Origin of the sequence: Streptomyces sp. NPDC004539 (genome assembly GCF_040610055.1) — a bacterium.
Lineage (GTDB): Bacteria > Actinomycetota > Actinomycetes > Streptomycetales > Streptomycetaceae > Streptomyces.
In genome coordinates this window covers 661,661-680,364 of sequence record NZ_JBEXLS010000001.1, presented here as the reverse complement: position 1 = coordinate 680,364, position 18,704 = coordinate 661,661, and the positions used below count along the sequence as shown (strand labels likewise).

Below are 18,704 nucleotides of genomic sequence, written 5' to 3'. Positions count from 1 at the left end.
TACGCTGCCGTACGCCGCCCCTCACGACCTCCGCCCAGAAAGCGAGCGTCTGCCGTGACCGCTTCCTCTCCGGCCCGCACCCGCACCGCGCTGCTCGGGGCGGTGTGCGCGCTCGCCGTGGGGCTGACCGGGTGCGGGGAGGACCCCGACGCGGGGACCAACGGGGTGGGGAAGCTGGCGCCGGAGAAGATCCAGGCGAAGGCGAAGGAGGCGGCGTCCGGGGTGGACGCCGTGCGGCTCGCCGGGACCGTCGTCACCAGCGGGCGGACGTACCGGCTCGACATGCGGCTCAAGGACGACGGGGGCAGCGGGTCGGTCTCCTCGCAGGGGACGACGTTCCAACTGCTGCGGGTCGGCGAGCAGTTGTACCTCAAGGCGGACGCCGAGTTCTGGAAGCAGGACGGGGACGCGACCGCCGCGGCCGGCAAGCTCGACGGGAAGTACGTCAAGATCCCGGCCGGCGATCCCTCGTACACGAAGTTCAGCGGTTTCACGGACAAGGACCTCCTTCTCGACGGGCTCCTGACCCTCCACGGGTCGCTCTCCAAGGACGGGCACCACGAACAGGCGGGTACCCGCACGATCAGAATCACGGGGGACAAGGGGGGCGGCGGCACGCTGGACGTCTCCCTCAAGGGGGAGCCGTATCCGCTGCTGCTCCAACGCGCGGGCAGCGCAGGGTCGTTGGCGTTCTCGTCGTGGGGGCAGGACTTCACGCTGGCGGAGCCGGCGAAGGGGGAGACGGTGGACTACGGGAAGCAACTCCCGGCTTCCTAGGGGCGTTCGCGTTTCCTGAACAGCAGCTTCGGTACTCCTGCCGGGATCGGTTCCCGCGTCGTCGCGGGCGTCGGGAGCGGTCTCGCCGCCAAGTCGCCCTCGGGGGCGGGCAGTGTCTCGCCGGCCGGCTCCAGGCGCAGGAGTCTGCACTCCCTCGCCCACCTCTCCACCATGGCCTCGCCGTCCGGGGCGTTGAGCCGCTTGCCCTTCAACTCGCCCGCGGCGGAGTCCCATTCGGGCGTGCCCGGTGCCACGCGGACGACCCGAGCGGTCCAGGTGACCAGCCGGCCCCCCTTGTCCTTGCTGCGGACCGTCACCTCGGCGGTGTCCCCGTCGGCGAGCCCGGTCAGCGGCTGTTCACCGGGACCGTCCCCGAGGACATGGGCCGCCCCGTCGTGCCAGGTGTGCCACAGGGGGCGGGCAGCCGCGCCGGGGCCCTTGACCCAGACGAGGCCGGACTTCTTCGTGGCCTCTTCGACGAGGGCCCGGTCCAGGGGGGACGTCATGGCGTCAGCCTAGAGCCAGCCGTTGCGCTTGAGGGTGCGGTGGATGCCGAAGCACATGGTCACGATGACGGTCATGACCATCGGGTAGCCGTACTTCCAGCGCAGCTCCGGCATGTGGTCGAAGTTCATGCCGTAGACGCCGCACACCATCGTGGGGACGGCGATGATGGCCGCCCACGAGGTGATCTTGCGCATGTCCTCGTTCTGCGCGACGGACGCCTGCGCGAGGTTGGCCTGGAGGATCGAGTTGAGGAGTTCGTCGAAGCCGAGGACCTGTTCCTGGACGCGCGCGAGGTGGTCGGCGACGTCCCGGAAGTACTTCTGGATGTCGGGGTCGACGAGCCGCATCGGCCGCTCGCTCAGCAGCTGCATCGGCCGCAGCAGCGGCGACACGGCCCGCTTGAACTCCAGTACCTCACGCTTGAGTTGGTAGATCCGGCTCGGGTCGGTGCCGCGCGGCGAGCCGCCCCGGCCCGGCGAGAACACCTCCGTCTCGACCTCGTCGATGTCGTCCTGGACGGCGTCCGCGACGGCGATGTACCCGTCGACGACGTGGTCGGCGATCGCGTGCAGCACGGCCGAGGGACCCTTGGCGAGCAGCTCGGGGTCGTCCTGGAGCCGGTGGCGCAGGGCACGCAGCGAGCCCTGCCCGCCGTGCCGGACGGTGATGACGAAGTCCTTGCCGGTGAAGCACATGACCTCGCCGGTCTCCACGACCTCGCTGTTCGCGTCGAGTTGCGCGTGCTCCACGTAGTGGATGGTCTTGAAGACGGTGAACAGGGAGTCGTCGTACCGCTCCAGCTTGGGCCGCTGGTGGGCCTGCACGGCGTCCTCGACGGCGAGCGGGTGCAGCCCGAACTCCCCCGCGATACCGGCGAATTCGGCCTCGGTCGGCTCATGCAGCCCGATCCACACGAACCCGCCGGAGCGGCGCACCTGGCGCATCGCCTCGTGCGGGGTGAGGGAGCGGTCGTACGAGACGCGCGTGCCGTCCCGGTAGACGGCGCAGTCGACGACCGCCGACGGCGTCGCGGGGTCGCGCGTCGTGTCGTACGCGCCCGTCGCGGGGGCGTGCTTGCGGTCCTTGCGGAGGGAGGTGGCGGCGCGCAGGTTGTGGATCATGGACATGGCAGGGCTCCTTCGCATCGGTGACGCGTTCGGTGACGAACGGCCACGCCGACGGGTGGAACTGCCCGGAATGAGGACGTCCTGAGCGTGAGGATGTTTGGCACGTCCACAAAGCGGGGAGCACCGCACCGTCGCGGTGGCTTGCTAACGAAGTGCTCTTCCGCAGAAGGCGAGGAGAAGAAAAGAGAAACGCTGTCGCGTCAGCGGCGGAAAGAGCGAGTGGTACTGCACGGGTGACTTCGATCCATGACAGCCCCACCTCCTCCGGCCGGTCCCTCGTAAGGGAGATCCTCGTCGTCGGGGCTTGATACGCGTGCTTCTGCAAGCTGCCCAGAACGACTCGGCAAGAGTATCAGCAGACAGAAGTGTCAAGGTGCTGCTTTGCCCCGTACTGACGAGTTCTATGCTCGCGACATGGCTGATGTTCTTCCCCTGGTCGAGGCCCGGTTGCGTACCGCGCTGGGCGAACCGGACGCCCGCGCGGCGGTCACCTTCCTCGGCACCGACCGCGTCGAGGTCCTCCGTTTCCAGCGGGACGGCATCGTCCGCTACGCCACCCTCGGCATGTCCGCGCACCCCATGACGGACCCCAACTCCTTTGTCGCGGACCCGGTCGAGGGCCCCCGCGCGGAGCTGGTCCTCTCGGTGCGAGGCGGGCTCGCCGACACCGACAAGGTGCTCCGGCCGCTCGCCGTCCTCGCCGCGTCCCCGCAGGTCGAGGGCGTCGTCGTGGCCTCCGGTGCCTCGCTGGACGTCGGCGGACCCCTGTGGCCAGGCGCCCCCTTCACCTCCGTACTCGTCGCCGAGCCCGGCGGTCTCGTCGAGGACCTCGAACTCGACGCCCCCCTCGACCCCGTCCGCTTCCTCCCCCTCCTGCCGATGACCCCCAACGAGGCCGCCTGGAAACGCGTCCACGGCGCGCAGGCCCTCCAGGAGCGCTGGCTGACGAACGGGACGGACCTCCGGGACCCGGCCCGCAGATCCGTCCCGCTGGACTGACCTCGTACGTGACTCAACTCACCGTCAGTTCGCGAAGACCGTGACGGAGTCCTGCGTCGCGTGCGCGGTCCGGTGGTCCTCCACCTCGCGGGTCAGCGCCTCGCGCCGTACGAAGACGACTGCCGCGCCGATCAAGGCCGTCACCGCCGCCACCGTGAACGGCATGTGGATGTCGGACCACTCCTCGATCTTCGGCGCGAAGTACGGCGCGGCAGCCGCCGCGAACCAGCGGACGAAGTTGTAGCCCGCGCTCGCCACCGGGCGCGGGGCGTCCGAGACGCCGAGCGCCAGCTCCGTGTAGACGGTGTTGTTGACGCCGATGAACGCGCCGGACAGGACCGTGCAGACGATCGCCGTGACGTGGTCGCCGTGCCCGAGGACCAGGACGTCCGCCGCGAGCAGCACCAGGGAGCCGCCGAGCACCTTCAGCGAGCCGAACCGGGCCTGGAGGCGCGGGGCGACGACGACCGAGAACAGCGCGAGCAGCAGACCCCAGGCGAAGAAGACGGCGCCCGACTTGTAGGGCGTCATGTCGAGGACGAACGGGGTGAAGGCCAGGACCGTGAAGAACGTGTAGTTGTAGAAGAACGCCGAGGCCGCCGCCGAGGCGAGCCCGCCGTGGCCGAGGGCCTTCAGCGGGTCGAGGACCGACGTCCTCGCCGCCGGCTTCGGCTGCTCCGTCAGGAAGACCGCGATGCACAGGAAGCCGACGGCCATCAGGAACGCCGTGCCGAAGAAGGGGTAGCGCCAGCTCGCGTCGCCCAGCAGCGCGCCGAGCAGCGGGCCGCAGGCCATGCCGAGGCCGAGCGCCGACTCGTACAGCAGGATCGCCGCCGCGCTGCCGCCCGCCGCCGCGCCGACGATGACCGCGAGGGCCGTCGACACGAACAGGGCGTTGCCGAGGCCCCAGCCCGCGCGGAAGCCGACGAGTTCGGCGACCGAGCCGGAGGTGCCGGCCAGCGCCGCGAACAGGACGACCAGGGCGAGGCCGAGCAGGAGGGTCTTCCTGCCGCCGATCCGGCTGGAGACGAAGCCGGTGATCAGCATGGCGAACGCGGTGATCAGGAAGTAGGACGTGAACAGCAGGGAGACCTGACTCGGCGTCGCCTCCAGGCCCTTGGCGATCGACGGGAGGATCGGGTCGACCAGGCCGATGCCCATGAACGCGACGACCGAGGCGCCCGCCGTCGCCCACACGGCCTTCGGCTGCTTGAAGATAGTTGGCATTTACACATAGTAAGTTAGGTCGCCTAATTAATGCAACATGCACTCACTTTCCCCCGGGTTCGGGCTTCGGACGGGTGATCTCGGCTTGACGCGGGCCGGTCAGGGTAGGACCGTGGGGCTCTATGAGGGGCGAACCCAGTTGCCCGAAGTGTGGTGGCCGGGTCCGGGCTCCCGGTCTCTTCGCCGACACCTGGCAGTGCGGTGTCCACGGCACGGTGCATCCGGTGCAGCCTGTGATCCCGCCCAGCGTCGAGGCCCTCGGCGTGGTGGTGCACCGCACCCAGGTGCCCGTGTGGATGCCGTGGCCGCTGCCGGTGGGCTGGCTGTTCACGGGGGTCGCGTGCGCCGGTGACGACCGCAGCGGGGGGCGGGCCACCGCCGTCGCCTGCACCGGTCCCGGTCCGCTCGGCGGGATGGGCGAGCTGATCCTCGTCGCCGAGGAGCTGGGGGTGGGGCTCGGGGCGCGCTACGCGGGCATCGACGGGCCCGATCCCGGCCCGCATCTCGACGTCGAGAAGCCCGCGCAGGCCAAGGTGCTGGCCGCCGGCCGGCCCACCCCGCTGTGGCATGTCGCCGAGGCGCCCGACGACCGCGCGGTCTTCGCCGGGGAGGCGCTGGGCATGTGGCTGTGGGCCGTCGTGTGGCCCGAGCGGTCCGGGATGCTGATGTACGACGAGCTGGTGCTGACGGATCTGCGGGACGCGGGGGCGGAGGTGGAGATGGTGCCGTGCGGGGCGCTGTCGCCGAGGCTGATGAGGCCGTGAGGGGTGCCGGGGGGTTCGGCAAGGGGTGTCAGGGGTTCGGTAAGGGGTGCCGAGGTTCGGTAAGGGGTGACCGGGGATTTGGGGTGTGACAATCACACCCTCCGGGACGGTTATCCTTGGGTCACCCTCGTTCCGTCAGTCCCGTCTGGAGTACGCACCGTGCGCATCGACCTGCACTGCCACTCCACCGCCTCCGACGGCACCGACACCCCCGCCGAACTGGTCCGCAATGCCGCAGCCGCCGGCCTCGACGTCGTCGCCCTCACCGACCACGACACGACGCGCGGGTACGGCGAGGCGATCGCCGCGCTCCCCGAGGGGCTGACCCTCGTCACCGGCGCCGAACTGTCCTGCCGGATCGACGGCGTCTCGATGCACATGCTGGCCTACCTCTTCGACCCCGAGGAGCCCGCGCTGCTCGCCGAGCGGGAGCTCGTGCGGGACGACCGGGTGCCGCGTGCCCAGGCGATGGTCGCCCGGCTCCGGGAACTCGGTGTCGACGTGAGCTGGGAGCAGGTCGCGCGGATCGCCGGGGACGGCTCCGTGGGGCGGCCCCATGTCGCGGCGGCCCTCGTCGAGGCGGGCGTCGTCGGGACCGTCGGCGACGCCTTCACCGAGCGGTGGCTCGCGGACGGCGGTCGCGCGCACGTCGCCAAGCACGAGACCGACCCCTTCGAGGCGATCCGTCTCGTCAAGGCGGCCGGCGGGGTCACCGTCTTCGCCCACCCCGGCGCCAGCAAGCGCGGCCTGACCGTCCCCGACTCCGCCATCGCCGAGCTGGCCGCCGCCGGGCTCGACGGCATCGAGGTCGACCACATGGACCACGACGACGACACCCGGGCCCGGCTGCGGGGGCTCGCCCGCGAACTGGGGCTCCTCGTCACCGGGTCCAGCGACTACCACGGCAGCCGCAAGACGTGCGTGCTGGGGGAGTACACGACCGACCCCGAGGTGTACGGGGAGATCACGCGCCGGGCGTGGGGGGCGTTCCCGGTGCCGGGGGCCGGCGGAGCCTGAGGCTCGTCACGTGTCCTCCGCCCACTACTTCGCAAGGCTTCCCCTCCCATGTTCGACGTCGCTGTCTTCGGCTCCCTCTTTCTCACCCTTTTTGTCATCATGGACCCCCCTGGGATCACCCCGATCTTTCTCGCGCTGACCTCGGGGCGCGCGGCGAGGACGCAGAAGCGGATGGCGTTCCAGGCCGTCTGCGTGGCCGGCGGGGTGATCACGGTGTTCGGGCTGCTGGGGCACCAGATCCTGACGTATCTGCATGTCTCGGTGCCGGCGTTGATGATCGCGGGCGGACTGTTGCTTCTGTTGATCGCGCTGGACCTGTTGACGGGAAAGAGCGACGAACCGAAGCAGACCAAGGACGTCAACGTCGCGCTCGTCCCGCTGGGGATGCCGCTGCTGGCCGGTCCCGGGGCGATCGTGTCGGTGATCCTGGCCGTGCAGAAGGCGGACAGCGTCGCGACGCAGGTGTCCGTGTGGTGCGCGATCCTCGCGATCCACGCTGTGCTGTGGCTGGTGATGAGGTACTCGCTGCTGATCATCAAGGTCATCAAGGACGGGGGCGTCGTCCTCGTGACGCGCCTCGCCGGGATGATGCTGTCGGCGATCGCGGTGCAGCAGATCATCAACGGGGTGACGCAGGTGGTCCGGGCGTCCTGAGGCCCGTACATGTCTTGGTGTGTGCAGAACCCCCGCACGGTATCGGCACCGTACGGGGGTTCTGAAGTGTGGTGCGCTCGCGCGTTACGAGGCGGCGCGGTCGGCCGGGCGAATCCAGAGGCGCTGCCCGATGGCGGCGGCGTCCTGCACGATCCGGTTGACGGAGGCGGCGTCCACGACAGTGCAGTCCACGGGCGTGCCGTCGACGTCGTCGAGTCGCAGGATTTCGAAGCGCATGGGCTTCTCCCTTCGTCGGTTGTCCTCCTGAGGAGAATCGCTGTTACACAGGGAGTCAACGTGGCTCGTGTTACGAACATTCCCTACGCTAAAGAAATTTTTCGAACGTCTAACTACCAAGCAGTAGCGAAGACTGAACGGGATCGGTTGTGTTCGCTGCGTGACCGGCGGGACAATGGGGAGGATGAGTGACGACCTCAGGCCCCTCGCGGACCGCATCGACCACACGAACGACCTGCTCAGACGGGTCCTCGCCGAGGTGGCGAAGACCCCCTCGACGCACGCGATCTTCGTCGACGCGGGGTACCTCTACGCCGCCGCCGGCCGGCTGATCGCCGGTACCGAGGACCGCCGGGCCTTCGATCTCGACGCCGAGGGCCTCCTGGAGGCGCTCATCGACCGGGCCCGCCAGGTCTTCGCGGACAGCAGACTCCTCAGGGTCTACTGGTACGACGGCGCCAGACGCCGTATCCACACCGCCGAACAGCAGTCGATCGCGGAGCTTCCCGACGTCAAGGTTCGCTTGGGCAACCTCAACGCGAACAACCAGCAGAAGGGCGTCGACTCCCTCATCCGCACGGACCTCGAATCCCTCGCCCGCCACCGGGCGATCAGCGACGCGGCCCTCCTCGGCGGCGACGAGGACCTCGTCTCGGCGGTCGAGGCGGCCCAGGGCTACGGCGCGCGCGTCCACCTCTGGGGCATCGAGGCACCCGACGGCCGCAACCAGGCGGAGCCGCTGCTGTGGGAGGTCGACAGCCAGCGCACGCTGGACCTCGAATTCTTCAAGCCGTACGTCTCCCGGCGGTCCGCCGCCACCTACGAGGCCGCCGCGACCCGCCCCACCCGCGAGGACGTCCGCTTCGTCGGCGCCCAGATCGCGGCGAAGTGGCTGGTGGAGCGGGGGCGGGCGAACCTGGCGGAACTCCTGCCGGGGCATCCGTATCTGCCGGGCTCCGTCGACCAGGATCTGCTGGTCGAGGCCGAGGGGATATTGCAGTACTCGCTGCGGGGGCAGGCGGATCTGCGGCGGGCGCTGCGGGACGGGTTCTGGGACCACGTCCAGACGCAGTACTAGTCACCCGCTCGTTCGGTCGTCCTTCTGCGCGTCCTGCGCGTCTTGCGCGTCCCAGAAATCCGCCAGTGCCTCGGCGGTGGGGAGCGGCTGGTCCTGGTTCGGGGAGTGGTCCGCCCCCTCGATCACCGTCCGCCGCGCGGAGAGCCGTACGGCCATCTCGTCCAGCAGGGGCAGCGGCCAGGTGTCGTCGCTCGACCCCGACAGCACGTGGAACGGCAGCGCCACGTCGGCCAGTTCGGCCACGCGGTCCGGTTCCCCGCACAACTGGCGTCCCGTGGCGAGGAGTTGCGCGGGCTTGTGGCCCGTCCACCGGTCACGCATCGACTCCGGTGTCCCGAAACCCTTCGCCGGTCCACCGACGTCCTCCGGCGGCCCCATGGCGACGATCACCTCCCACACCTCCGCCATGCTCATCACCGCCAGCGCCTCGTGCAGCATCCGCACACGCTGCTTCTGCGAGTCCGAGATCTCCGCCGGGCCCGACGACATCAACGTCAGGCTGCGGAACGGGGTGCGGTCCACGATCACCGCCGCCCGCGCGACCTGCCCGCCCATCGAGTGGCCCAGCAGATGCAGCGGTGCCCCCACGGACTCCGCCAGCGCGAGCACGTCCTTCGCCAACTCGCCCTGCGCGTAGGGGGATTCGTCCGCCTCGGGGCCGTCCGACTGGTACTGCCCCCGACCGTCCACGGCGATCGTCCGATACCCCCGCCGCGCCAACGGCCCCTGGAGGAAGTGGAAATCCTCCTTGCTGCCGGTGAACCCGGGCAGCAGCAGGGCCACACCCCGGTGGGGGACGGCCGGGGCGACGGGCGTGTCGACCGCCGCGAAGTCACCACGCCGCGTACGGAGGACGACGGCTCGGGCGGCGGGGGGAAGGGGGAAGCTCACGTGGGGAGGGTAACCGGGGGGTGGGGTGGGGGAGGAGTGGGGGGTGGGTTGAGCTGCGGGGATGTGAGGGTGCGGGGGTGCGGGTGAGGTGTGGGGATGTCGGTGCGGCGTGGCGTGCGGGGGGCTTTCAGGGGAACGCCGACGGCCCGGCCACCCCGTGAGGGGAGACCGGGCCGTCGGCGTCGTTCGGTGCTGCTCAGCCGTCCGTGGGCTCCGCGGCGGCGGCCGTCTTACGGGTCCGACGCGGCTTCGCCGCCGGCTCCTCCGTCGCCTGCGCCGGGATCTCGGCCGCGGTGGCCGCCTTCCGGGTCGTACGACGGCGAGGCTTGGGCTCCTCGGCGGCCTCGACCGGCGCGGCCGGGGCCTCGGAGGGGGCCGCCGTCTTACGGGTGCGGCGCGGCTTGGCGACCTCGACCGTCTCGACAGCCTCGGCCGTGTCCACTGCGGCTTCGGCGGCCTTGGTGGCGGCGGTCTTGCGCGTGCGGCGGGGCTTGGCCTCGGCGGTCTCCACCTCGGCGGGGGCCTCGGTGACGGGCGCGGCGGCCGTCTTGGTGGCGGCGGTCTTGCGGGTGCGGCGGGGCTTGGGCGCCTCGACCGCGTCGACCGCTTCGACCGTCTCGACGACGTCCACGGCCTCGACCGCGGCTTCGGCGGCCTTGGCCGCCGCCGTCTTCCGCGTGCGACGCGGCTTCGGGGCCTCGGCACCCTCGGCCGTCTCCACGGCGACCTCCGCCGGAGCGGCGGCCTTGCGGGTGCGGCGCGGCTTGGCGACCTCGATCGTCTCGACAGCCTCGGCCGTGTCCACTGTGGCTTCGGCGGCCTTGGTGGCGGCGGTCTTGCGCGTGCGGCGGGGCTTGGCCTCGGTGGCTTCCACCTCGGCGGGGGCCTCGGTGACGGGCGCGGCGGCCGTCTTGGTGGCGGCGGTCTTGCGGGTGCGACGAGGTTTGGCCTCGACCGCTTCGACCGTCTCGACGACCTCCACGGCCTCGACCGCGGCTTCGGCGGCCTTGGCCGCCGCCGTCTTCCGGGTCCGGCGCGGCTTCGGAGCCTCGACCGTCTCGGCAGCCTCCACGACGGCTTCGGCGGCCTTCGCGGCAGCGGTCTTCCGCGTCCGGCGCGGCTTGACCTCAGCGGCGTCCGCCACAGCCTCCACCGCGTCGACAGCCGTACCAGCCGGCTCCACGACAGCCTCGGCGGCCTTCGCGGCAGCCGTCTTGCGCGTCCGACGCGGCTTCGCCTCGACGGTCTCGGCGACAGCGGGTTCCACTGCTGCGGGTTCCGCGACGACGGGCTCCACGACCGCCGTCTCCACGGCAGCCGTCGCCTTCCGCGCACGGCGCGGCGCGGCCTTGGCGACCGGCTCGGCCACGGGGGTCACGACCGCCTCGGCCTCCACCGACACGACCGGCGCCGGCGTCTGCGCCTGCTCGCCACCCCGGCGGGTCCGCGTACGGCGACGGGGCTGAGCCGCCCCCTCGGCGTTCGTCACGGCCTCCTCGGCAGCGGCGGGCGCCACCTGCTCCACGGACGGCGTCACCGGCGTAGTGACGACCGAATCCTGCGACCCGCCGCGCGTACGACGGCGACGGCGCGGCGTACGCCCGGCCGGGGCCGCCTCCTCGGCGACGGACGGCTGCGGCTGCTGCGGCGCGACGGCGGGAGCCGCCCCCTGCTCCGTCAGAGACCCGCCACGCGTACGACGACGGCGGCGCGGCGTACGCGACGGACGCTCGGTACCGGCCTCCGCCTCGACGGCCGCGGACTCGCCCCGCCCACCGCGGCGATCCCGCTCCCCGCCACCACGGCGGTCCCGGTCACCGCGACCGCCGCGGCCACCACGACCACGGCCGCCCGGCTCGCCCAGGTCCTCCAGGACCTCGGCGTCGAGCCCCGCGCGCGTGCGCTCGGAACGCGGCAGGACACCCTTCGTGCCGGCCGGGATGCTCAGCTCCTCGAAGAGGTGCGGGGAGGTGGAGTACGTCTCCGGCGGGTCGTTGAAGCCCAGCTCCAGCGCCTTGTTGATGAGCTGCCAGCGCGGGATGTCGTCCCAGTCGACGAGCGTGATCGCCGTACCCGAGGCGCCCGCGCGGCCGGTGCGGCCGATGCGGTGCAGGTACGTCTTCTCGTCCTCGGGGGACTGGTAGTTGATGACGTGCGTGACGTTCTCGACGTCGATGCCGCGCGCGGCGACGTCGGTGCAGACCAGGACGTCGACCTTGCCGTTGCGGAAGGCGCGCAGCGCCTGCTCGCGGGCTCCCTGGCCGAGGTCGCCGTGGACCGCGCCGGAGGCGAACCCGCGGCGCTCCAGCTGCTCCGCGATGTCGGCGGCCGTCCGCTTCGTACGGCAGAAGATCATCGCGAGCGCGCGGCCCTCCGCCTGGAGGATGCGGGCGACCATCTCGGGCTTGTCCATCGAGTGCGCGCGGTAGACGTGCTGCTTGATGTTCGCGACGGTCGCGCCCTCGTCGTCCGGCGAGGTCGCGCGGATGTGCGTGGGCTGGGACATGTAGCGGCGCGCGAGGCCGATGACCGCGCCCGGCATGGTCGCCGAGAACAGCATCGTCTGACGCCGGGCCGGCAGCATGTCCATGATCTTCTCGACGTCGGGCAGGAAGCCCAGGTCGAGCATCTCGTCGGCCTCGTCGAGGACGAGGCACTTGACGTGCTTCAGGTCGAGCTTCTTCTGGCCCGCGAGGTCTAGCAGGCGCCCGGGGGTGCCGACGACGACGTCGACGCCCTTGCGGAGGGCCTCGACCTGCGGCTCGTACGCGCGACCGCCGTAGATCGCGGTCACCCGGACGTTGCGGACCTTGCCGGCCGTCAGCAGGTCGTTCGTCACCTGCGTGCACAGTTCGCGCGTCGGGACGACGACGAGGGCCTGCGGGGCGTCGGTGAGCGCCTCGGGCGCGGCGCGGCCGGCCTCGACGTCGACGGGGACGGTGACGCGCTCCAGGAGGGGGAGGCCGAAGCCCAGCGTCTTGCCGGTGCCGGTCTTCGCCTGGCCGATGATGTCCGTGCCGCTGAGGGCGACGGGGAGGGTCATCTCCTGGATGGGGAAGGGGTTGATGATGCCGACGGCTTCGAGGGCCTCGGCGGTCTCGGGAAGGATTCCGAGATCTCTGAACGTCGTAGTCAGGGTGCTGCCTCTTCTGTGTACGCGGTGCGAGGCGAGCGCGGGGGTCTTTGACGGACCGTGCCGGGGGACGTCGGCGGCCTTACGGACCAGCCGTAGGGCACGGGACCTCTGCCGACGCTCTAGCGCTCGTACCGCTGAGGGTCCCTCCGGACGGTCCGTACGCGATGTGCCGTACAGAACAGGAGGGCTGTCGGGTCGGAGCCGATCGGGCCAGCGACCGGGCATCCTCATACATGGGCCTGCACGATACGGAGAAGTACCAGCAGGCGCATTACCACCATACCCCGGAATCGTGCACATGTGATGGCCGATTCGGTCACGTCATGGTTCTCACAGGGTTCGGCCCCGAGAACTGTCCGTATTCCTGAGGGTCAAGACCCTGAGAAGCATCAGGGTCCACGGCGTCCGGTCGGCGGGACTATTGTGCGTTTCATGACGACGTCTGACCACGCCAACGAGTCCGCCGAAACCCCCGAGCACACCGGTATCGCCGCCCAAGACTGGGACGGGGCCGCCACCGAGCCGCAGTACCGGGCCGCCGTCGTGGACCTCCTCGGAGCGCTGGCCTACGGCGAGCTCGCGGCGTTCGAGCGGCTCGCGGAGGACGCGAAGCTGGCGCCGACGCTCGCCGACAAGGCGGAGCTGGCGAAGATGGCGTCCGCCGAGTTCCACCACTTCGAGCGGCTGCGGGACCGGCTCACCGAGATCGGCGCGGAGCCGACGGAGGCCATGGAGCCGTTCGTCGCCGCGCTCGACGGGTTCCACCGGCAGACGGCGCCCTCCGACTGGCTGGAAGGGCTCGTCAAGGCGTACGTCGGTGACTCGATCGCCAGCGACTTCTATCGGGAGGTGGCCGCCCGGCTCGACTCCGACACCCGCGCGCTGGTCCTCGCCGTCCTCGACGACACCGGGCACGCCGGGTTCGCCGTCGAGCGGGTGCGGGCCGCCATCGAGGCCGAACCGCGCGTGGGCGGACGGCTCGCGCTGTGGGCTCGGCGGCTGATGGGGGAGGCGCTGTCGCAGTCCCAGAGGGTCGTCGCCGAGCGGGACGCCCTGTCGACCATGCTGGTCGGGGGAGTGGCCGACGGGTTCGATCTCGCGGAGGTGGGGCGGATGTTCTCGCGGATCACCGAGGCGCACACGAAGCGGATGGCCGCGCTGGGCTTGGCGGCGTAACGCCAGGTCCGGGGTGGTGCGGGGGAATTGCGCGGCTGCGGGTAGTGGTGGGTTGCTCGCGCCCACGCGGCGGAGCCGCAGATCGGATACAGCCCCGCGCCCCTTGAGGGCGCGTGCCGCGCCTTCAAGGGGTCCGTATCCAGACCTCTACGCCGGGATCGAGCGTTCCCTCAGCCGTCCCGCTGACGGGCGCAGCAGCAGGGAGAGCGATGCGGTGCCCATCACCGCCGCGCCCAGCAGGCTCAGCAGGAGGCCGGAGGCCAGGGTCGTGTGGGTGAGGAAGTCGCCGAAGAGGGCGCCGGCGGTGCCGGTCGCGAGGACCAGGCCGGGCGTCGGGAGGCGGTGCGGGAGGCGGCGGACCGCTGCCCACGCGAGTGCGAGACCGAGCACCGCGGAGGCGAGCGCTTCGAGGATCATGTGGGTCCCTCCCGTACGGCCGTCCCGTGCACCAAGGTCGTAGCCGTCATACCCGTGACCTGCGGAATGCAATCCTCCCCTGTGAGGGAGATGTGCTCCGTCCGTGAAGGAACGATCAAGGGCCCGGCGACTGGTGAAGTCGCCGGGCCCTTGCCGTGTCAGGGTGCCTTACGCGCCGAAGCCCACCTTGCGCGGAGCCGGCTCGCCGAGCTCCACGTAGGCCAGACGGTCCGCCGGGACCAGGACCTTGCGCCCGTGGTCGTCCACGAGGCTGAGCAGCGACGACTGGCCCGCCAGTGCCTCGGCCACCGCCCGCTCGACCTCCTCGGCACTCTGACCGCTCTCCAGAACGATCTCGCGGGGCGCGTGCTGCACGCCGATCTTGACCTCCACGGCTATGTCCCTCCGACGGTCAGTGAGGTGCGCGGGCGTCCGCGCCGTACGCTGCACACATTAGCCCGGTGAGGGGACGGACACGGCGCGGGCCGCCCACGCCAGGAGCGAACACCCGCCGGGAACAAAAACGCGAGCCGTGACGTCAGTGCGCGTCCGCGCCCGCTTGATCGGTGCCGTGCATCGGGAACCCGGCGATCCCGCGCCAGGCGAGCGAGGCCAGCAGCTGCACCGCCTGGTCGCGCGGGACGCTGCGGTCGCTGTGCAGCCAGGACCGGGCGACGACCTGCGCGAGCCCGCCGAGGCCGGAGGCCAGCAGCATCGACTCCGCCCGGGACAGGCCCGTGTCCTCGGCGATGACGTCGCAGATCGCCTCGGCGCAGTCGTTGGTCACCTTGTCGACGCGCTCGCGCACCGCGGGTTCGTTCGTCAGGTCCGACTCGAAGACCAGCCGGAAGGCGCCGCCCTCGTCCTGGACGTACGCGAAGTACGCGTCCATCGTCGCGCGCACGCGCTGCTTGTTGTCCGTCGTCGACGCCAGAGCCGTGCGCACGGCCTGGATCAGGGCCTCGCAGTGCTGGTCGAGGAGCGCGAGGTAGAGGTCGAGCTTGCCGGGGAAGTGCTGGTAGAGCACGGGCTTGCTGACGCCCGCGCGCTCGGCGATGTCGTCCATGGCGGCCGAGTGGTAGCCCTGCGCCACGAACACTTCCTGGGCGGCGCCCAGCAACTGGTTCCGCCGGGCACGGCGCGGCAGGCGCGTGCCTCGCGGGCGCGTGGCCTCGGTCTGCTCGATGGCTGTCACGCCGCCTCCAAAAGTCGTCCACATGCGGTGTGCTGTAGCTGGCCGCGCGGCCATCGTACTTTTCGGTAATCGTGGTGTGCGCGGTGCGAGCGCAGAATTTCACGGACCGGGCGGTGGGAAAAGCCGCGCAGAAGTGACGTGCGGGGTTTCGGCCCGGCACGTTCCGGGCATACGAGGCGCTCGCGGTCGGCCGCGCGCCCCTCTCAGCGGTAGTCGTCCTCGTCCAGGGCGACCACCCGGGCCTGCTCCAGGAGGTCCGCCTCGGCGCCGTGGGCCGGGTCGACGTCCTCCAGGGGGTCGTCGCCGTCCGGGGTGAGCTCCGTCCGCTGCTCGGCCGTGTCGTTCTCCGGTGCCTCGACGTCGGTCTGTCCGCCGTGCTCGAAGCTGTCGGGATCGGTGGGATCGATGGCCATGACGGGTCTCCCTCCACTGGGGTCCGGTCGTTCTCGAGCCTAGGAGACGTCGTTCGCTGATGCCATGCCACGCGGGTGCGGCAGGTGCGGACGACGCCTGTCGACCGATCGTGTTCGCACCTGTCCGGTTCCACCCTCCCGCTGTGCGTTCTGTCACGCCTTCTGTGATGCGGATAGCGTGAACGCGAGTGTGATCGTCTCGTAACATTGCCGCATGTCTTCGACCGAGGTGCCAACTCCGCCGCCCGTCAACGCCTTTCCGAAGGTGTTGCCCGTCCGGGTCGCGGAAGGCGAGCGCCTGAGGTCGGTGCGGCTCCCCGGAGCGACGCTCTCGGTCCGTTCCCGGCCTCCCGCGCGCGAGGGGCTGCCTCCGGCGCTGTACGTCCATGGCCTGGGCGGTTCCTCGCAGAACTGGTCGGAGCTGATGGAGCGCCTGGACGGCGTCGTCGACAGCGAGGCCGTCGACCTGTCCGGGTTCGGCGACTCCCCGCCCCCGGACGACGGCAACTACTCGATCTCGGCGCACGCGCGCGCGGTGATCCACCTCCTCGACGCCTCGGGGCGCGGCCCGGTCCACCTGTTCGGCAACTCCCTGGGCGGCGCGGTCTCCACGCGCGTCGCGGCCGTCCGCCCCGATCTGGTCCGCACGCTCACGCTGGTCTCGCCGGCCCTCCCGGAGATCCGCGTCCAGCGCACCGCCGTCCCGACGGGGCTGCTCGCGGTGCCCGGGGTGACCGCGCTGTTCGCCCGGATCAGCCGCGACTGGACGCCGGAGGACCGCGTCCGGGGCGTCACGGCGCTCTGTTACGGCGATCCCGCGCGCGTGAGCCCGGAAGGGTTCCAGGCCGCCGTCGAGGAGATGGAGCGGCGGCTGAGGCTGCCGTACTTCTGGGACGCGATGACGCGCTCCGCGCGCGGGCTCGTCAACTCCTACACCCTCGGCGGCCAGCACAACATGTGGCGCCAGGCCGCCCGGGTCCTCGCGCCCACCCTGCTGATCTACGGCGCCCGGGACCAGCTCGTCGGCTATCGCATGGCGCGGCGGGCCGAGCGCGCCTTCCGGGACTCCCGGCTGCTGTCGCTGCCCGACGCCGGGCACGTCGCGATGATGGAGTACCCGGACACCGTCGCCGCCGCCTTCCGCGACCTCCTCGCGTCGACGGACCGCGCGGGCACCGACACGGGTTCGGGGAGCTGAGGCGGGTGGGGCGTCACAGCCGACGAGGGCCCGCGCCGAAACCGGCGAAGAAGGGGGCGGTGCCTTCTCAGGGGGCGGGGTCTTCGGGGGGTGCCTCTGGTGGGGGCGCCTCCAGCGGGAGTGCCTCCGGTGGGGGTGGCTTCACGGGGGGTGCCGGTTCCGGGGGCGTGCCGGGCGGCGGGGAGCGGCCTCCGCTGCCCAGTCGGAACACCGAGGCGTCCTGGTACGAGAGCGGTTCGCCGTCCACCGGGCCCTATCGGGGCAACGGGGCGCCGTACGGCGGGGCCGTCCCGGGGACGCCTCCGCACGGTTTTCCTCAGCTCGACGGCACGCCCGCCTACGGGTTCCCGTCGGTGCGCGGGGGGCATCCCGAGCAGCATGAGGCCGGGGGCGGCTGGGGGGCGTTCGGCGAGTCCGGGGGGCGTCCGCCTGTCGTGCCCAGGCCGCGTGCCGGGGGCGTGCCGGGTGGGCCGGGTGGATCGGGTGGACCGCGGCAGGAGTATCTGGACGCGTTCGGGGAGTCGGCCGCTCGCATGGACTCGGCCGGTCGTATGGACACGGCCGTCCACATGGACGTCGATCTCATCGACCAGCTGGACCGACGTGACGGTGTTGATCGCGGTATCGACCACCCGTCGACATCGATCAAGTCCGTGCAGCCGGTCAACCCCGGCGATCACGACGATCAAGTCGACCCCGAGACCCCGGCCCGGCAGAAGAACACCAAGGGCCGCGCCTTCACCGGCATCGCCGCCGCTGCCGTCACCACCGTCCTCGCCGTGGTCGTCGCCGGACAGGTCACCACCGACGACCGGGGCGACGACACGTCCCGCACCCAGGCGCAGGGCGAGCGCTCGGCGGAGGCGAACACGGAAGCGGGCACCGCGGGGGGCGTCCTGCCGAGCCCCTCGGTGCCGGCGGACGTCAAGCCGCTGTCGTACGACGACCGGATGAGCGTGAAGTACCCGCTGGCCGCCGACTTCAAGGGCTCGGGGAAGTTCGACGCGGTACCGGGCGTCGACAAGGCGCCCGGGAAAGGCCGGAAGTACACGTACCGGGTGGACGTCGAGCAGGGGATCGGACTGGACGGCGGGCTGTTCGCGCAGGCCGTGCAGAAGACCCTCAACGACAACCGGAGCTGGGCGCACAACGGGGCCCGTACCTTCGAGCGGATCTTCAGCGGCACACCGGATTTCGTCATCACGCTCGCGAGCCCCGGCACGACCGCCTTCTGGTGCGACAAATCCGGCCTGGACACCACGCAGGACAACGTGTCCTGCGACTCCGCCGCCACCCCGCGCGTCATGATCAACGCCTACCGCTGGGCCCAGGGCTCGAAGACGTACGGCGACAAGATGTACGCGTACCGGCAGATGCTGATCAACCACGAGGTGGGCCACCGGCTGGGCTACGGGCATGTGACATGCGACAAGAACGGCGAGCTGGCCCCCGTCATGCAGCAGCAGACGAAGTTCCTGGACCACCAGGGGATTCACTGCCTGCCCAATCCCTGGGCGTACCCGGCCAGTTGACAAACGGCTCATAAGTCACGTTGACATGCGCACCGATTTTCGTTCATATTTCTGCCCATGTGGTCTAGTCATGTCGTCGCCGGCGCAGCCATCGAGCTCGCGCTCATCGGCGTGACCGCGCTCTGCGTAGCCGACATCGACTGTTGCTGACGCCCGCCCTCATGCGTGCGCGCGTCGGATCACCCGCCTTATCCCGTGACCCGGGTCACGTCTTTTCGACTCTCCGCCGCCGGGGCAGACGTCTGTCCGTGATCGTCTCACTCCTCGTCAATCCGTCTCGCATTCCGGGACGACTGTCGAGATGTGGGGCGACCGGATCAAGTCGGTCAACTGAATCAACCCCACAGTCAACCCACTCA

The 18,704-nt window shown here is 71.0% G+C and carries 20 protein-coding genes; 10 read left to right on the top strand and 10 right to left on the bottom strand.

The window, feature by feature from the left end:
• The first annotated feature begins 54 nt into the window (after positions 1 to 54).
• Positions 55 to 777: a hypothetical protein gene (locus tag ABZX85_RS02955; RefSeq protein ID WP_355861979.1), complete on the top strand. Its 723-nt coding sequence runs from the start codon at positions 55 to 57 to the stop codon at positions 775 to 777.
• Here ABZX85_RS02955 and ABZX85_RS02950 read toward each other — a convergent pair.
• Together ABZX85_RS02950 and ABZX85_RS02945 are read right to left on the bottom strand one after the other, a co-directional pair.
• Positions 774 to 1,283, bottom strand: coding sequence for a hypothetical protein (locus tag ABZX85_RS02950; protein ID WP_355861977.1), 510 nt, complete (start codon positions 1,281 to 1,283; stop codon positions 774 to 776). The genes ABZX85_RS02955 and ABZX85_RS02950 overlap by 4 nt on opposite strands.
• A 9-nt stretch (positions 1,284 to 1,292) precedes the next feature.
• Positions 1,293 to 2,411, bottom strand: coding sequence for a magnesium and cobalt transport protein CorA (locus ABZX85_RS02945; protein WP_355861975.1), 1,119 nt, complete (start codon positions 2,409 to 2,411; stop codon positions 1,293 to 1,295).
• 414 nt (positions 2,412 to 2,825) lie between these two features.
• Here ABZX85_RS02945 and ABZX85_RS02940 point away from each other — a divergent pair, with 414 nt between their 5' ends.
• Positions 2,826 to 3,410 carry a suppressor of fused domain protein gene (locus ABZX85_RS02940; protein WP_355861973.1) on the top strand — a complete coding sequence of 195 codons (585 nt, stop codon included), beginning with the start codon at positions 2,826 to 2,828 and terminating at the stop codon, positions 3,408 to 3,410.
• A gap of 24 nt (positions 3,411 to 3,434) precedes the next feature.
• Here ABZX85_RS02940 and ABZX85_RS02935 read toward each other — a convergent pair whose 3' ends face one another.
• Positions 3,435 to 4,637 (bottom strand): MFS transporter, encoded by a 1,203-nt coding sequence (locus ABZX85_RS02935; RefSeq protein WP_355861971.1) that lies wholly within the window; start codon positions 4,635 to 4,637, stop codon positions 3,435 to 3,437.
• A 122-nt stretch (positions 4,638 to 4,759) separates the two neighbouring features.
• Between ABZX85_RS02935 and ABZX85_RS02930 the strand changes: the two genes are divergently transcribed.
• The 3 genes from ABZX85_RS02930 to ABZX85_RS02920 all read left to right on the top strand — a co-directional run bounded on the left by ABZX85_RS02930 (position 4,760) and on the right by ABZX85_RS02920 (position 7,072).
• Positions 4,760 to 5,401, top strand: coding sequence for a DUF6758 family protein (locus tag ABZX85_RS02930; RefSeq protein WP_355861969.1), 642 nt, complete (start codon positions 4,760 to 4,762; stop codon positions 5,399 to 5,401).
• A 159-nt stretch (positions 5,402 to 5,560) separates the two neighbouring features.
• The gene (locus ABZX85_RS02925) at positions 5,561 to 6,418 is read left to right on the top strand and encodes a PHP domain-containing protein (protein ID WP_355861967.1); all 858 of its coding nucleotides are present in this window, start codon (positions 5,561 to 5,563) and stop codon (positions 6,416 to 6,418) included.
• A 48-nt stretch (positions 6,419 to 6,466) separates the two neighbouring features.
• Positions 6,467 to 7,072, top strand: a complete 606-nt coding sequence (locus tag ABZX85_RS02920) for a MarC family protein (RefSeq protein WP_355861965.1) — start codon at positions 6,467 to 6,469, stop codon at positions 7,070 to 7,072.
• Between the two features lie 84 nt (positions 7,073 to 7,156).
• Here ABZX85_RS02920 and ABZX85_RS02915 read toward each other — a convergent pair whose 3' ends face one another.
• Positions 7,157 to 7,309, bottom strand: coding sequence for a hypothetical protein (locus ABZX85_RS02915; RefSeq protein ID WP_355861963.1), 153 nt, complete (start codon positions 7,307 to 7,309; stop codon positions 7,157 to 7,159).
• 184 nt (positions 7,310 to 7,493) lie between these two features.
• On the opposite strand from ABZX85_RS02915, the gene ABZX85_RS02910 reads away from it, so the two are divergent.
• The gene (locus tag ABZX85_RS02910; RefSeq protein ID WP_355861961.1) at positions 7,494 to 8,387 is read left to right on the top strand and encodes an NYN domain-containing protein; all 894 of its coding nucleotides are present in this window, start codon (positions 7,494 to 7,496) and stop codon (positions 8,385 to 8,387) included.
• Here the strand turns inward: ABZX85_RS02910 and ABZX85_RS02905 are convergent, their stop codons facing one another.
• Together ABZX85_RS02905 and ABZX85_RS02900 are read right to left on the bottom strand one after the other, a co-directional pair.
• Entirely contained in the window at positions 8,388 to 9,278 is an 891-nt protein-coding gene (locus ABZX85_RS02905; RefSeq protein ID WP_355861959.1) for an alpha/beta hydrolase, read from the bottom strand. It abuts the gene before it with no gap.
• Positions 9,279 to 9,474: 196 nt separating this feature from the next.
• Complete coding sequence (locus tag ABZX85_RS02900) at positions 9,475 to 12,321, bottom strand: DEAD/DEAH box helicase (protein WP_355861957.1); 2,847 nt, start codon at positions 12,319 to 12,321, stop codon at positions 9,475 to 9,477.
• A 516-nt stretch (positions 12,322 to 12,837) separates the two neighbouring features.
• On the opposite strand from ABZX85_RS02900, the gene ABZX85_RS02895 reads away from it, so the two are divergent.
• The gene (locus ABZX85_RS02895; RefSeq protein ID WP_355861955.1) at positions 12,838 to 13,590 is read left to right on the top strand and encodes a ferritin-like fold-containing protein; all 753 of its coding nucleotides are present in this window, start codon (positions 12,838 to 12,840) and stop codon (positions 13,588 to 13,590) included.
• A 147-nt stretch (positions 13,591 to 13,737) separates the two neighbouring features.
• On the opposite strand, the gene ABZX85_RS02890 is transcribed toward ABZX85_RS02895, so the two are convergent.
• The 4 genes from ABZX85_RS02890 to ABZX85_RS02875 form a co-directional block, all read right to left on the bottom strand.
• The gene (locus ABZX85_RS02890; protein ID WP_355861953.1) at positions 13,738 to 14,007 is read right to left on the bottom strand and encodes a hypothetical protein; all 270 of its coding nucleotides are present in this window, start codon (positions 14,005 to 14,007) and stop codon (positions 13,738 to 13,740) included.
• A gap of 168 nt (positions 14,008 to 14,175) precedes the next feature.
• A complete protein-coding gene (locus tag ABZX85_RS02885) occupies positions 14,176 to 14,400 on the bottom strand; it encodes a DUF3107 domain-containing protein (protein WP_010350493.1) in 225 nt (74 codons plus the stop codon).
• A 145-nt stretch (positions 14,401 to 14,545) separates the two neighbouring features.
• Entirely contained in the window at positions 14,546 to 15,202 is a 657-nt protein-coding gene (locus ABZX85_RS02880; protein ID WP_355861951.1) for a TetR/AcrR family transcriptional regulator, read from the bottom strand.
• 203 nt (positions 15,203 to 15,405) lie between these two features.
• The gene (locus tag ABZX85_RS02875) at positions 15,406 to 15,615 is read right to left on the bottom strand and encodes a hypothetical protein (RefSeq protein WP_355861949.1); all 210 of its coding nucleotides are present in this window, start codon (positions 15,613 to 15,615) and stop codon (positions 15,406 to 15,408) included.
• 214 nt (positions 15,616 to 15,829) lie between these two features.
• Here ABZX85_RS02875 and ABZX85_RS02870 point away from each other — a divergent pair, with 214 nt between their 5' ends.
• The 3 genes from ABZX85_RS02870 to ABZX85_RS02860 are packed head-to-tail and all read left to right on the top strand — an operon-like array spanning position 15,830 to position 18,495.
• Positions 15,830 to 16,813 (top strand): alpha/beta hydrolase, encoded by a 984-nt coding sequence (locus ABZX85_RS02870; protein WP_355861947.1) that lies wholly within the window; start codon positions 15,830 to 15,832, stop codon positions 16,811 to 16,813.
• Positions 16,814 to 16,818: 5 nt separating this feature from the next.
• The gene (locus ABZX85_RS02865; RefSeq protein WP_355861945.1) at positions 16,819 to 18,345 is read left to right on the top strand and encodes a DUF3152 domain-containing protein; all 1,527 of its coding nucleotides are present in this window, start codon (positions 16,819 to 16,821) and stop codon (positions 18,343 to 18,345) included.
• A gap of 57 nt (positions 18,346 to 18,402) precedes the next feature.
• Positions 18,403 to 18,495, top strand: a complete 93-nt coding sequence (locus ABZX85_RS02860; RefSeq protein ID WP_355861943.1) for an Ms4533A family Cys-rich leader peptide — start codon at positions 18,403 to 18,405, stop codon at positions 18,493 to 18,495.
• Positions 18,496 to 18,704: the final 209 nt, after the last annotated feature.

Coding starts and splice junctions, on each gene's coding strand:
- ABZX85_RS02945 (WP_355861975.1), bottom strand. CDS start 2,411: ATGTCCATGATCCACAACCTGCGCGCCGCCACCTCCCTCCGCAAGGAC.
- ABZX85_RS02900 (WP_355861957.1), bottom strand. CDS start 12,321: ATGACCCTCCCCGTCGCCCTCAGCGGCACGGACATCATCGGCCAGGCG.
- ABZX85_RS02915 (WP_355861963.1), bottom strand. CDS start 7,309: ATGCGCTTCGAAATCCTGCGACTCGACGACGTCGACGGCACGCCCGTG.
- ABZX85_RS02910 (WP_355861961.1), top strand. CDS start 7,494: ATGAGTGACGACCTCAGGCCCCTCGCGGACCGCATCGACCACACGAAC.
- ABZX85_RS02930 (WP_355861969.1), top strand. CDS start 4,760: ATGAGGGGCGAACCCAGTTGCCCGAAGTGTGGTGGCCGGGTCCGGGCT.
- ABZX85_RS02950 (WP_355861977.1), bottom strand. CDS start 1,283: ATGACGTCCCCCCTGGACCGGGCCCTCGTCGAAGAGGCCACGAAGAAG.
- ABZX85_RS02860 (WP_355861943.1), top strand. CDS start 18,403: ATGTGGTCTAGTCATGTCGTCGCCGGCGCAGCCATCGAGCTCGCGCTC.
- ABZX85_RS02870 (WP_355861947.1), top strand. CDS start 15,830: ATGTCTTCGACCGAGGTGCCAACTCCGCCGCCCGTCAACGCCTTTCCG.
- ABZX85_RS02890 (WP_355861953.1), bottom strand. CDS start 14,007: ATGATCCTCGAAGCGCTCGCCTCCGCGGTGCTCGGTCTCGCACTCGCG.
- ABZX85_RS02875 (WP_355861949.1), bottom strand. CDS start 15,615: ATGGCCATCGATCCCACCGATCCCGACAGCTTCGAGCACGGCGGACAG.
- ABZX85_RS02940 (WP_355861973.1), top strand. CDS start 2,826: ATGGCTGATGTTCTTCCCCTGGTCGAGGCCCGGTTGCGTACCGCGCTG.
- ABZX85_RS02920 (WP_355861965.1), top strand. CDS start 6,467: ATGTTCGACGTCGCTGTCTTCGGCTCCCTCTTTCTCACCCTTTTTGTC.
- ABZX85_RS02935 (WP_355861971.1), bottom strand. CDS start 4,637: ATGCCAACTATCTTCAAGCAGCCGAAGGCCGTGTGGGCGACGGCGGGC.